The following is a 12488-nucleotide window of genomic DNA, read 5'->3' as shown; positions in this document are numbered from 1 at the left end:
GCGTCAGCCGGCCGCCGGGTCGAGCCGCACGGGGCCGCGACCGCGTCCACCCAGGACGTCGTCGTGGTTCAGCAGGTCGCACGAGCGCATCGCCAGGCACCCGCAGCCGATGCAGCCGACGAGCTCCTTCTCGAGCCGGACGATCGCCTCGCGCCGCTCCTCGAGGCGCACCTTCCACCTGCGGGAGACCCGCTTCCAGTCGGCGGTGGTGGGCTCGTGGTCCATCGGCAGGTCAGCGAAGACCTCCGCGACCTCCGAGAGCGGGATGCCCAGGCGCTTCGCGACGACGATCAGCGAGATCCGCCGGAGCAGGTAGCGCGGGTACCGGCGCTGGTTGCCCGGACCGCGCAACGGGGCGATGAGCCCCTCGCGCTCGTAGAAGTGCAGGGCCGAGACGGTGAGCCCGGTGCGCGCGCTCACCTCGCCGACGGACAGGACGTCGTTGGAGTCCATCCGGGTCTCCGTTCCTGGGACGGCACGAGCCGCCACCGTAGAACCTCGACCGAGGTTGAGGTCAACGACCGGTCGTCGCGGGCGGCGGCGGGGCGGGGCCGAGCACGTAGGGTCGTCCCATGACCCCTGCGCCCTCTCGCACCGGCCGGATCTTCGCCGTCGTCGCCCTGCTGGAGGCCACGACCTGGGCCGGGCTGCTCGTGGGGATGCTGCTCAAGCACGTCACGCACACGACGGAGCTGGGGGTGCAGGTCTTCGGCCGCCTGCACGGGGCCGCCTTCATGATCTACGTCGTCGTCGCGGTGGTCGCCGCGGTGCGGCTGCGGTGGGGCGCGCGCGTGACGCTGGTCGCGCTCGCCGCCGCCGTCCCGCCCCTGGTGACGCTCCCCCTCGAGCGCTGGCTGCGCCGCACGGGCCGCCTCGCCGAGCCGGCGCCGGGCCCCGCGGAGGTGGCCCCCGCCTCGGTGGACGCCCCCTCCCGCTGATATCCGCGACGCGCCGTCGTCCCGCGTACGGGAGAATGGTGCGTCGTGAGTGACGAGCCCCAGCGGTCCGCACCGGGCCGACGTCGGTCCGGTGGCCGCCGACCCCGCGGCGGGCGCCCGGGCGGGGAGCAGCAGGGCAACCGCCAGCGCGACGTCGGCCCCCGCGCCGTGCACGACGCCGGCCGCGAGGCCGCGCGCCGCGAGCGCCGCGCCCAGGTCCGCGCGGACGTCGTCCTGCCGCCGATCACCTACCCCGAGCAGCTGCCGGTCTCCGCGCGGCGAGCGGACATCGCCGCCGCGATCCGCGACCACCAGGTCGTCATCGTCGCGGGCGAGACCGGCTCCGGGAAGACGACGCAGCTGCCCAAGATCGCGCTCGAGCTCGGGCGCGGGCGCGCGGGTCAGATCGGGCACACGCAGCCCCGCCGGATCGCGGCCCGCAGCGTCGCGGAGCGGATCAGCGAGGAGATCACCGGCGGGTCCGGCGCGCTGGGCACGGTCGTCGGGTACCAGGTGCGGTTCACCGACCAGTCGTCCGAGGAGACGCTGGTCAAGGTCATGACCGACGGCATCCTGCTCGCGCAGATCCAGCGCGACCCGCAGCTGCTCGCCTACGACACGCTCATCATCGACGAGGCGCACGAGCGCTCCCTCAACATCGACTTCATCCTCGGCTACCTCACGCGCCTGCTGCCGAAGCGGCCCGATCTCAAGGTCGTCATCACCTCGGCGACCATCGACTCGCAGCGCTTCGCCCGGCACTTCGCCGGTCCGCCCACGCCCGAGCACCCGGACGGCGTCCCGGCGCCCGTCATCGAGGTCAGCGGGCGGACCTACCCGGTCGAGGTCCGCTACCGCCCGCTGCGGCCCGACGACGCGGCGGCCCCGGGCGACGACGACGACCTCGACATCCCGGACGCGCCGCTCAAGCGCACGCCCTCGCGGCGCGGCGACGTCGAGGAGCGCGACCTGATGACCGCCATCTGCGAGGCGGTCGACGAGCTGTGCGCCGAGGGCCCCGGCGACATCCTGGTGTTCCTCTCCGGCGAGCGGGAGATCCGCGACGCCGAGGACGCGCTGGCCACCCACCTCGGACCCCGGGCCCTGGGCCACGGGCCGGCGGTCCCGGGCTCGATCGAGCTGCTGCCCCTGTACAGCCGCCTGTCCGCCGCCGAGCAGCACCGGGTCTTCGAGCCGCACCAGCACCGGCGCGTGGTGCTCTCGACCAACGTCGCGGAGACGTCGCTGACCGTGCCGGGCGTCCGGTACGTCGTCGACCCGGGCACGGCGCGCATCTCGCGGTTCTCGAAGGCCACCAAGGTCCAGCGGCTGCCGATCGAGCCGATCTCCCAGGCCAGCGCGAACCAGCGCTCGGGCCGCTGCGGACGCGTCGCGGACGGCATCGCCATCCGGCTCTACTCCGAGGCCGACTTCGCGTCGCGGCCCGAGTTCACCGAGCCCGAGATCCTGCGCACGTCGCTCGCGTCCGTGATCCTGCAGATGGTCGCGGTCGGCGTCGCGGGCACGCCCGACGACGTCGCCCGGTTCCCCTTCGTGGAGCCGCCCGACGTGCGCGCGGTCCGCGACGGCGTCCAGCTGCTCACCGAGCTCGGGGCGCTGACGCCCGCGGCGGACGGCACGCGCCTGACCGACGTCGGACGCGCGCTCGCGCTGCTCCCGATGGACCCGCGCCTCGCGCGCATGATCGTCGAGGGCGGGCGGCGCGACGCCGCGCGCGAGGTGATGATCATCGCGGCGGCGCTCTCGATCCAGGACCCGCGAGAGCGGCCGATGGAGCAGCGACCGCAGGCCGACGCGATGCACGCGCGCTTCGCCGACCCGACGTCGGACTTCCTCACCTACCTCAACCTGTGGACCTACGTCCGCGAGCAGCAGCGCGAGCTGTCCGGGAGCGCGTTCCGGCGGCTGTGCCGCGCCGAGCACCTCAACTACCTGCGCCTGCGCGAGTGGCAGGACGTGGTGACGCAGCTCAAGGAGATGGCCAAGCCGCTGGGCATCGTCGTGCGCCCGCCTGTGACGCCGGCGCCGATCGAGGCGCCGGGGGCCACCCGCGCGGACCGCAAGGCGCGCGTCGACGCGTCCCTCGAGCAGCGTCGCACCGGGGCCGCCGAGGTCGCGGTGAGCGCCGAGGAGGCGCCGTCCCTGCGGCTGGCGTGGGACGGCGACCGCATCCACCAGGCCCTGCTCGCGGGCCTCCTGTCGCAGGTCGGCATGCAGGAGGTCACCGAGGTCCGCGCCAACGCCCCCGCCAAGGGGCGCGACGCCCGGCCCGGACGCAAGCCGCAGGCGCGCAACGAGTACCTCGGCGCCCGCGGCGCCCGGTTCGCGATCTTCCCCGGGTCGCCGCTGTCCCGGAAGCCGCCGGCCTGGATCATGGCCGGCGAGCTCGTGGAGACCTCGCGGCTGTGGGCGCGCGACGTCGCCCGGATCTCGCCGGAGTGGGCCGAGGAGCTCGCGCCGCACCTCGTGAAGCGGACGTACTCCGAGCCGGCGTGGTCCACCAAGCAGGGCGCGGCCATGGCGACCGAGCGCGTCCTGCTCTACGGCGTGCCGATCGTCGCGGGCCGCCGCGTGCTCTACGCCAAGGTCGACCCCGAGCACGCGCGCGAGCTGTTCATCCGCCACGCGCTGGTGGAGGGCGAGTGGACCACGCACCACGAGTTCTTCCACGCGAACCGCCGCCTGCTCGCCGAGGCCGAGCAGGTCGAGCACCGCTCGCGCCGCCGCGGCCTGGTGGTGGACGACGACGCGCTGTTCGCCTTCTACGACGAGCGCCTCCCGGCCGACGTCGTCTCCGCCCGCCACTTCGACCAGTGGTGGAAGGGCGCGCGCCGCCACGACCCCGACCTGCTGACGTACTCGATGGCGCTGCTGGTCGGCGACGCCGAGGTCGACGAGTCCGCGTTCCCGTCGGTGTGGCCGCAGGCGGACCTGCGCCTGCCGCTGACCTACCAGTTCGAGCCCGGGACCGAGTCCGACGGCGTGACGGTGCACATCCCCGTCGCGGTGCTGCCGCGCGTGCGGCCGGAGGGGTTCGACTGGCTCGTCCCCGGGCTGCACGAGGAGCTCGTCGTCGCGCTCGTGCGCGCGCTGCCCAAGCCCGTGCGGGTGCAGCTCGTCCCGGCGCCGGACGTCGCGCGCGCCGTGGTGGCCTGGCTCCGCGAGACCCAGCCGTCGTGGGAGGACACCGTGCGTGCGGCCGACGCGGCGCCGTCGTTCACGGCCGTGCTCGGTCGGGCGGTCCGCGCGCTGCGGGACGTCGACGTGCCCGACGACGCCTGGGACACCTCGCGGCTGCCGCCGCACCTGCGGATGCGCTTCCGGGTGGTGGAGCAGCGCGGGCGGTCCGCGGTGGTGCTCGACGAGGGGTCCGACCTCGTCGCGCTCCAGCGTCGGCTGGCGCCGCAGTCCGAGGACGCGGTGCGCAGCGCCGTGCGGGACGCCGTCCGCGCCGCGGTGCGCGAGTCCGCCGCCGCGGCGCCGGGCGCGGCGAGCCCGGCCGCCTCAGGCGCCGCGACGCCGGCTCCCGCGCCGGGCGCGGAGCTCGAGCGCGCGGGGGTGACGACGTGGCCGGACGGGCTGCCCGACGGGCGCTTGCCGGAGGTCGTCACGACGTCGGCCGGGGGCGTGAGCGTGCACGGCTACCCGGCGCTCGTGGCGGGCGAGCGCCGCAAGGACGGGCGGCGCCCGGTCGACCTGCGCGTGCTCACGACGGCGGGCGAGCAGGCGCTGCGTCACCCCGTCGGCGTGCGGGAGCTGCTCGTCACCGAGCTCGCGCTCGCCTCCGGCCGGATCACGACCCGGTGGACGACGACCGAGTCGCTGACCCTGGCCGCGAGCCCGTACCCGAGCACCGAGGCGCTGGTGGTGGACCTGCAGCGGGCGGCCGTCGATGCCCTGGCGACCGAGGCCGGTGGCGGGACGGGCGCGGTGCGGGACGCCGCCGGGTACGCCGCGCTGCGCACGCGGTTGCGCGACCGCCTCGAGGACCGCACCTACGCCGTGGCGCGCGACCTGGCGGCCGTGCTCGCCGCGGCGCGGGAGCTCGACGGCGCGCTGCGCTCGGCGACGAGCCTGGCCCTGCTCTCGACCGTGACCGACGTCAGGGGCCAGCTCAGCGCCCTCGTGCACGACGGGATGGCGAGCGACGTCGGCGCCGCCCGCCTGCCGCACGTCGTGCGCTACCTGCGCGCGGCCCGTCACCGCCTCGACAAGGCGGCCGCCGACCCGGGGCGGGACCAGGCGCTGGCCTGGCAGGTCGCGGAGGTCGCCGAGGCGTACGACGACGCACTGCGCACCGCGCGCGCCGCGGCGCCGGACGCCGCCCGCCTGGCCCGGCTCGCCGAGGTCCGCTGGATGATCGAGGAGCTGCGCGTGAGCCTGTTCGCCCAGCAGCTCGGCACCCCGCAACCGGTCTCGGTGAAGCGGATCCGCACGGCGCTGGCGGCCTGACCGGACCGTGAGACGCGGTCGTGGAAACGCTCCCGCGGGCGCCCGGTTCCACCTACTCTGACCCCATGACGGACACCGACGACGAGGTCGCCCGGGCTCGAGCCGCGCTCGGTGGAGCTCCCGTGGCCGCCGACCCCGAGATCCTCGGCGCGGTGCACGAGGGCCTGCTCGCGGTGCCGACGGAGCCCGTCGCGGCGTCGGCCGAGCCGACCGGTGGGGCGCAGGCCACGCCCGTCGAGGCCGCCACCTCGTCGCTGGCGGTCCGCCGCCGCTGACGCCGCGCGCCGGGCGCTGCCCGGGCTCTCCGCGACGACGTCCGCCGGTGGTTGCTACCTGTGGACCGGCACCGCGACGTCCCCGTCGTGCCCCATGCTGGACCGCACCGAGCAGGTGCCGCGGCGGCGGCACGAGGAGGAAGGGCGGACCGATGAGGTGCTTCGGCGACGGGGACCCGCTCTACGAGGAGTACCACGACACCGAGTGGGGCGTGCCCGTGCGCGGCGATGCGGAGCTCTACGAGCGGTTCTGCCTCGAGGCGTTCCAGTCCGGCCTCGCGTGGATCACGGTGCTGCGCAAGCGGCCGGCGTTCCGCGAGGCGTTCGCGGGCTTCGACCCGGCCGCAGTGGCCCGCTTCGACGACGGCGACGTCGCGCGGCTCATGGCCGACGCCGGCATCGTGCGCAACCGCGCCAAGATCGAGGCGAGCATCGCCAACGCCCGTGCGGTCGTGGGGCTGTGGGACGCCGGGCGCACGCTGACCGACCTCGTGTGGTCCCACGCGCCGCAGGTGCGGGTCCGCACCCCGCGTGCGACCGAGTTCCGCGAGGTGCCGGCGACCACGGCGGAGTCAGTCGCGCTCGCACGGACGCTCAAGTCCGTCGGGTTCCGCTTCGTCGGCCCCACGACGGCGTACGCCGCCATGCAGGCGTGCGGCCTCGTGGACGACCACCTCGCCGGGTGCCCCGTGGTCACCGGCGCGGACCTCTCGCCGGTGGGCGTCGGCCGGTAGCGCGAGCCGCTCGCGCGCGGCGGGACTCGGCCCGCGCGCGTGTCAGTGGTGCGGTGCATCCTGGTCGCACCGGGCCGCCCGGGTCCGCGCGAGCGAGGGAGCCGTCATGCGCTGGTACTCCACCGTCATCGAGGCACGCGACCACCAGGCGCTCGCGCGGTGGTGGGCCCAGGCCCTGCGCTGGGAGATCATGGTCGCGGGCGACGAGGAGGTCATCGTCGTCCCGCCCTGGGCCCGCGAGCTCGGGACGAGCCTCCCGTTCGACCAGGTGCCGCCCGGCCTCGTCTTCGTCCGCGTGGAGCACGAGAAGCAGGGGAAGAACCGGCTCCACCTCGACCTGGCCCCGCACGTCGACGAGGACCGTGACGCCGCGATCGCCCGGCTGCTGGAGCTGGGAGCGACGCGCGTCGACGTGGGGCAGCCCGCGGACGTCTCGTGGGAGGTGCTCGCCGACCCCGACGGGAACGAGTTCTGCGTGCTGTCGTCGCGCGATCGCTGAGCCTCGGGCGGCACGGCCTCAGTCGCTCACCGCCGACAGCTGCTGGTCGCCGATCACCGCGAGCAGGCGCAGCTTCTCGTGGCTCTCCGTTCCCGGGGTCGCGGTGAGGACCACGAGCGCGTGGGCACGGTTCTCGCTGAACATCACCTGGCAGTCGACGTCGATCTCGCCCAGCTCCGGGTGGACCAGCGTCTTGTGCTCGTCGAACCGCGGCGGGAGGACCTCGTGACGCTCCCAGATCTCGACGAACTCGGCGCTCTGCTCGCGCAGGCGCCGCACCAGGTCCGCGGCCGGGCTGCCCGGCCCGCCCGCGTCGAGGGCCGTGCGCAGCGCCCCCGCCTGGACGCGGCTCTGGTGCGCGTGGTCGCGCTCGGGGTAGAGCCGCCGCTCGGCCGGGTCCGTGAACCACCGGTAGTAGCTGCTGCGGCCCGGCCACGGCACCTGCGAGCGCGGCCCGAAGAGGGCGACGGCGGCGCGGCTCTGCGCGAGCGTCTCGCCGACGTCGGTCACGACGAACGCCGGGGTGTCGTCGAGGCGGTCGAGGACGCGCAGCAGCGCGGGACTCACGTGCGGCGAGCGTCGCGACCGTGGCGCCGGCACGTGGCCCGCGAGGCGCAGCAGGTGGTCGTGCTCGTCGACGGTCAGGCGCAGCGCCCGGGCGATCGCCGCGAGCATCTGCGGCGACGGGGTGGGGCCCCGCCGCTGCTCGAGCCGCGTGTAGTAGTCGGTGGACATGCCGGCGAGCGCGGCGACCTCCTCGCGGCGCAGCCCTGCCGTGCGGCGGCGCGCGCCCGCCGGCAGGCCGACGTCGGCGGGGCGGAGCGCGGCGCGGCGGGTGCGCAGGAAGTCGGCGACGGCGGCGCGGTCCATGCCTCGATCGTGCGGGCACCGCACCACGCGCAGCAAGGGATCGCCGGTCCCTGGTTCGGCAGGGCTCTCCCGGCCGCCGGCCGGCGGGACGAGCGTGGACGTGTCCCCACCGACCGCGGACCGAGCAGGCTGGCCCGCCGCACCCAAGGAGCACGCCATGAGGATCACCGGGAGGACCGTCCTGGTCGCCGGAGCGACGTCCGGCATCGGCCGCGGGCTGGCCGTGCGCCTGCACGACGCCGGCAACACCGTCGTCGCCGCCGGACGCCGGACGGACCAGCTGCACGCCCTGGCCGCCGAGCACCCCGGCATGGACACCGTCACGCTCGACATCGCGGACCCGGACTCGATCCGTGACGCCTTCGACACCGTCACGCGGGCGCACCCCGACCTCGACGTCGTCGTGGCGATGGCGGGGATCATGGTCGCCGAGGACCTGCGCGACCCGGCATCGCTCGCGGTCGCCGAGGCCACGATCACCACGAACCTGCTCGGGCCGCGGCGGTTGATCGCCAGGTTCCTGCCCTTCCTGCTCGGCCGGCCCGAGGCCACGGTGATGACCGTGTCGTCCGGGCTGGCGTTCGTGCCCCTGCCCCTGGCGCCCACCTACAGCGCGACGAAGGCAGCGATCCACTCCCTGAGCGAGAGCCTGCGCGTCCAGCTGGCCGGCACGGGCGTGGAGGTCGTGGAGCTGGTCCCGCCGGCCGTCCGCACGCCGCTCATGGGAGGCGAGGAGCGCGAGTCCGCGATGCCGCTCGAGGACTTCCTCGACGAGGTGATGCACCTGCTGCGCACCCAGCCGGACGCCACCGAGGTGCTCGTGGAGCGCGTGCGTCACCTGCGGTTCGCCGAGGCCGACGGCCGGTACGACGGCGTCCTGGCGACCCTCGGCGGAAGGGGCGTCTGATGGGCGTCGCGAGCCGGGCCGCCGACGGGCGGACCACGCGGACCGGACCCGCGGCGGTGGCCGCGCTGGTCGTCCTGGGACTGACCGGGTGCACCGCCGAGGACGCCGGACCCGGGCGCGACACGGCGGTCACCGTCGACGCGGAGCCGCCCGGTCCGGCGCCGTCGGCGGGCGCGGGCGGCGCGACGGACGAGGCGCTGGTCCTGGGCGAGGTCACCGAGATCGCGACCGGGCTCGAGATGCCGTGGGGACTGACCTTCCTGCCCGACGGCTCCGCGCTGGTCTCGAGCCGGTCCGCGGGCGAGATCTCCCACGTGCCGGCCGGCGGAGGGCGAGCGAGCGTCGTCGGCGTCGTGCCCGGCGTCGAGGTGAGCGCCGAGGGCGGGCTCCTCGGGATCGTCGCGTCCGCCGACTTCGACGCCGACCGCACGGTCTACGCCTACGTGTCCGCCTCGCCGACCAACCGCGTCGTGGCGCTGCGCCTCGACGAGGACCTCGGCGGCCTCACGCAGGAGGCCGTCCTGCTCGACGGCATCGAGACCGCCGACCGTCACCACGGCGGCCGCATCGAGCTCGGCCCGGACGGGCACCTGTGGATCGGGACCGGCGACGCGTTCGAGCCGGAGAACGCCGCGGACGCCGACTCGCTCAACGGGAAGATCCTGCGGATCGCGACGGACGGCAGCATCCCGGCGGACAACCCGTCGGGCACCGCGATCTGGTCCACCGGGCACCGCAACGTCCAGGGCATCGCCTTCGGGCCCGACGGGACGGTGTACGCCTCCGAGCTGGGTCACCGGACGTGGGACGAGCTCAACGTGATCCGCCCGGGCGTCGACTACGGCTGGCCCGAGTCGGAGGGCACCGAGGGCGACGCGGGCGAGCCACCGATCGTGACGATCCACCCCGACGACGCCTCGCCGTCGGGCATCGCCTACGCCGGCGGCGCGGTCTGGATGGGCGCGCTGGGCGGGCAGCGGCTCTGGCGGCTACCCGTCGACGGCGGGCGGGCCTCGGGCGAACCGAGCGCGCACCTCGTCGGCGAGGTGGGCCGCATCCGCACCGTCGAGGTCGCCCCGGACGGCGCGCTGTGGATCACGACGTCCAACACCGACGGCGCGACCTGGGGCGGCACGCCGTCGCGCGACGGCGACGACCGGATCCTGCGGGTCGAGCTCGTCGAGCCCTGACCGGGTCGTCCCGCGCGCGGCGACTCGGCCCCGCGCCGAACACCTACCCGGCGGACCCGTCCCCGACGACGGCGGCGAGGCGGTCCAGGCGCTCGACCCACCCGGCCTCGGCCTCGGGCGCGGCGCCGGAGGGCAGGAGATGGCGTACCGACAGGCGCGTCCGGCCGCCGGGCGCCGGCAGGACGCGGAGGGTCACGCGCGTCCCGTCCGGCCAGCCCCAGCGCAGCGAGCGCACGGCGGTCGCGCTGCGGACCTCGGGGTCCACGTCGAGCCAGCGCCGACGTCGCCCGGGGTCGGTGAGCCACGGCGTCACGGCGTCCGGCGGCGCCGGGAGCGTGCGGGTGACGCTCGCCTCGGACGCCGCATCGGGCCGGTGGACGCGGGCGGCGCCGGCCACCGCCTCGTGACGGCGGAGCGGGTCCTTGACCATGGCCCACGGTAACGCCGCGTGCCATGCTCGAGACCGTCGACGAGGAGGTCGCATGCACCGCAGCCGTGTCTCCACCCTGCTGATCGACGTCCCGCGCGAGCGGGTCGACGCCGCCCTGGACTTCTGGACCGCCGCGCTGGGGGTCGAGACGTCCAGCGCCCCCGGCGAACCGGAGTTCACGACGCTGCACGGCGCGGTCCCGTCACTGGTGACGGCGGTGCAGTCCGTCGACGCCGAACCCCGCTACCACCTCGACATCGAGACCGACGACGTCGACGCCGAGCACGACCGCCTGCTCGCGCTGGGCGCGGTCGACGTGGGCCGGTGGCTGGGCTCGCGCACCCTGCGCGTGCCCGGCGGCCACCTCGTCTGCGTGATCCCCGTCCACAGCGACCCGGAGGAGTTCCGCACCTCCGCACGCCTCTGGCCCTGACCGCCCTCCCCGCGCCCCCGCCCACCCGCACCGGCCCGCACGCCGGCCCCACCGCCGACCCGCGCCCGCCCCGCACGGGCCACCCGTCCTGCCCGCCCCGCCCTGCGCGTGACCGGCCGCTGGCGGTGCGCTTCCGTGCGGAGCAGGTGACTGGTGGGACCGATGGGGCCCATGTGAATCCCTCACGTCACATCAGCCACTGTGGTCACACGGGCCGCACGGACCCGCGCCGCGGCCGGCGAGCGAGGCGGTCGGTGCGCCCGCACGGCCCCGCGCCATGCGCGTCAGCCCGGGTGAGGGCGGCGTCGGCACCCGTGGGCCGTCGGCGTCAGCGCAGGCCGGACTCGGCGCGGTCGGCGAGCGCCGAGACGATCGGGACGTCGGGGTCCAGCCACGGGACCGAGAGCCACTGCCCCGGCTCGAGCCAGGTCAGCGCGTCGTGCTCGACGAGCGGCTGCGGCTCGCCGCGCAGCACCGCCGCGGCCCAGATCCGCATCCGGTACCCGTGCGTGATACGCCACGCGCCGTCGACCGGACCGGGCAGCTCGGCACCGAGGGTGATCTCGACGCCGAGCTCCTCACCGATCTCGCGGTGCAGCGCCTCGACGGGCGTCTCCCCAGGGTCCACCTTGCCGCCGGGGAACTCCCAGCGACCCGCGAGGGACAGCGGCTTGCTGCGCCGGGCCGCCAGGAGCCTGCGCGGTCGGTCGAGGTCGTCGACGACGGCGGCCGCCACCACGAGCACGGAGGGCGGGCTGCTCGGCATGCCGGAAGTCTCCCAGACCCCGGGCCCCACGGCCCCACGGAGGTCAGGTCGGCAGGTGCCAGGACCCCTTCGCGGCGCCCACCAGCTCCGCGGCCAGCGCGGTGGCCTCGTCCTCCTCGGACCGCCGGCGCACCAGCCGGGAGAGCCTGCCCGCCGAGCCCACCGGCAGGACGTAGAGGTCCACGGTGCGGCCGGCCTGGGCCTCGGCGGTGATCAGGCGGTTGAGCCGGCACAGCTCCTCGCGACCCGCGTTCTGCGCGTCGCGGCGCGAGACGTGGCCCAGGCCGCGGTGCCCAAAGGTGCGGGACAGGTCGCCGGACGCGCCGACGTACCGGACCACGCCCTGGGAGCTCAGGGCGTACACGCCGGGCTGGGCGGGCAGCGCCGCCTCGGGCTCGATGCGGCCGAACGGCCCCAGCGCCCAGGCGGGGTACCGCTGCTCGACGGCGGCCATGCCCGCGAGCGGCGAGGTGGTGAGGACGCCACCCTGGGCGTCGCGCTCCACGAGGAGCCGGCCCGCACGGCTCAGGACGGTGCGGCCGAGGACCAGGTGGTCGGGTGCCCAGTGCTCGTCGACCGCGGCGGTGCGGTCCGGACGGTCCACTGGCACGTGCCACCTGCCTCGCGCGCGGGCCCGAGGGGGCCGGGATGTGACCGCACGACACTACCTGCGTGCCGCCGTCGCTCCCACTCGAGCCGTCGTCACGGACCGGCAGGTCTCAGCGCAGGCCGATCCGCCGGGCGCACTCGACCGCGTCGGCCCGCGTGGAGACGCCGAGCTTGCGGTACACGCTGCGGACCTGCGACTTCACCGTGTTGCGCGTGACGAAGAGCTTGGCGGCGATCTCCTCGAGGGTGACCGTCTCGTCCAGGTTGGACAGGATCACCCGCTCGCGCCGGGTGAGCGGCTCCGTGGTGCGCTGCGTGGGAACGGTGCGCAGATCCGTCACTTCCGTGGTCATGCCGACCTCCA

General features: G+C 75.7%; 14 protein-coding genes. 8 read left to right on the top strand and 6 right to left on the bottom strand.

Translation table 11 applies throughout. The features are described 5' to 3' along the window. Positions 1 to 3: 3 nt before the first annotated feature. Complete coding sequence (gene soxR / locus H2O74_RS00510; RefSeq protein ID WP_182112640.1) at positions 4 to 453, bottom strand: redox-sensitive transcriptional activator SoxR; 450 nt, start codon at positions 451 to 453, stop codon at positions 4 to 6. A gap of 119 nt (positions 454 to 572) precedes the next feature. Here soxR and H2O74_RS00505 point away from each other — a divergent pair, with 119 nt between their 5' ends. The 5 genes from H2O74_RS00505 (at position 573) to H2O74_RS00485 (ending at position 6919) form a co-directional block, all read left to right on the top strand. Beyond that, the gene (locus H2O74_RS00505; protein ID WP_182112639.1) at positions 573 to 938 is read left to right on the top strand and encodes a DUF3817 domain-containing protein; all 366 of its coding nucleotides are present in this window, start codon (positions 573 to 575) and stop codon (positions 936 to 938) included. Between the two features lie 45 nt (positions 939 to 983). Then, positions 984 to 5411: an ATP-dependent RNA helicase HrpA gene (gene hrpA / locus H2O74_RS00500; RefSeq protein WP_182112638.1), complete on the top strand. Its 4428-nt coding sequence runs from the start codon at positions 984 to 986 to the stop codon at positions 5409 to 5411. A 65-nt stretch (positions 5412 to 5476) separates the two neighbouring features. Continuing rightward, on the top strand, positions 5477 to 5686 hold the full coding sequence (locus H2O74_RS00495) for a hypothetical protein (protein ID WP_182112637.1): 210 nt from the start codon (positions 5477 to 5479) through the stop codon (positions 5684 to 5686). 152 nt (positions 5687 to 5838) lie between these two features. After that, positions 5839 to 6420 (top strand): DNA-3-methyladenine glycosylase I, encoded by a 582-nt coding sequence (locus H2O74_RS00490; RefSeq protein ID WP_182112636.1) that lies wholly within the window; start codon positions 5839 to 5841, stop codon positions 6418 to 6420. A gap of 106 nt (positions 6421 to 6526) precedes the next feature. Continuing rightward, positions 6527 to 6919, top strand: coding sequence for a VOC family protein (locus H2O74_RS00485; RefSeq protein WP_182112635.1), 393 nt, complete (start codon positions 6527 to 6529; stop codon positions 6917 to 6919). Between the two features lie 18 nt (positions 6920 to 6937). Here H2O74_RS00485 and H2O74_RS00480 read toward each other — a convergent pair whose 3' ends face one another. Then, positions 6938 to 7789, bottom strand: a complete 852-nt coding sequence (locus H2O74_RS00480) for a helix-turn-helix transcriptional regulator (RefSeq protein ID WP_182112634.1) — start codon at positions 7787 to 7789, stop codon at positions 6938 to 6940. Positions 7790 to 7946: 157 nt separating this feature from the next. Here H2O74_RS00480 and H2O74_RS00475 point away from each other — a divergent pair, with 157 nt between their 5' ends. Continuing rightward, positions 7947 to 8696 (top strand): SDR family oxidoreductase, encoded by a 750-nt coding sequence (locus H2O74_RS00475; protein WP_182112633.1) that lies wholly within the window; start codon positions 7947 to 7949, stop codon positions 8694 to 8696. Beyond that, on the top strand, positions 8696 to 9886 hold the full coding sequence (locus H2O74_RS00470) for a sorbosone dehydrogenase family protein (RefSeq protein WP_182112632.1): 1191 nt from the start codon (positions 8696 to 8698) through the stop codon (positions 9884 to 9886). Before H2O74_RS00475 ends, H2O74_RS00470 begins: the two co-directional genes overlap by 1 nt. A 43-nt stretch (positions 9887 to 9929) precedes the next feature. Here H2O74_RS00470 and H2O74_RS00465 read toward each other — a convergent pair whose 3' ends face one another. Then, complete coding sequence (locus H2O74_RS00465; protein WP_182112631.1) at positions 9930 to 10316, bottom strand: hypothetical protein; 387 nt, start codon at positions 10314 to 10316, stop codon at positions 9930 to 9932. A gap of 52 nt (positions 10317 to 10368) precedes the next feature. Between H2O74_RS00465 and H2O74_RS00460 the strand changes: the two genes are divergently transcribed. Then, complete coding sequence (locus H2O74_RS00460; protein WP_182112630.1) at positions 10369 to 10749, top strand: VOC family protein; 381 nt, start codon at positions 10369 to 10371, stop codon at positions 10747 to 10749. Positions 10750 to 11077: 328 nt separating this feature from the next. On the opposite strand, the gene H2O74_RS00455 is transcribed toward H2O74_RS00460, so the two are convergent. From H2O74_RS00455 to H2O74_RS00445, 3 genes are all read right to left on the bottom strand, one after another. Continuing rightward, positions 11078 to 11515, bottom strand: a complete 438-nt coding sequence (locus tag H2O74_RS00455) for an NUDIX domain-containing protein (RefSeq protein ID WP_182112629.1) — start codon at positions 11513 to 11515, stop codon at positions 11078 to 11080. A gap of 43 nt (positions 11516 to 11558) precedes the next feature. Next, complete coding sequence (locus tag H2O74_RS00450) at positions 11559 to 12125, bottom strand: hypothetical protein (RefSeq protein ID WP_182112628.1); 567 nt, start codon at positions 12123 to 12125, stop codon at positions 11559 to 11561. Between the two features lie 109 nt (positions 12126 to 12234). Continuing rightward, positions 12235 to 12477: a LuxR C-terminal-related transcriptional regulator gene (locus tag H2O74_RS00445; protein ID WP_182112627.1), complete on the bottom strand. Its 243-nt coding sequence runs from the start codon at positions 12475 to 12477 to the stop codon at positions 12235 to 12237. Positions 12478 to 12488 lie beyond the last annotated feature (11 nt).

This window comes from Actinotalea sp. JY-7876 (assembly GCF_014042015.1).
Lineage (GTDB): Bacteria > Actinomycetota > Actinomycetes > Actinomycetales > Cellulomonadaceae > Actinotalea.
The sequence above is the reverse complement of the archived record's forward strand: the minus strand, read 5'-3'. Positions and strand labels throughout refer to the sequence as shown.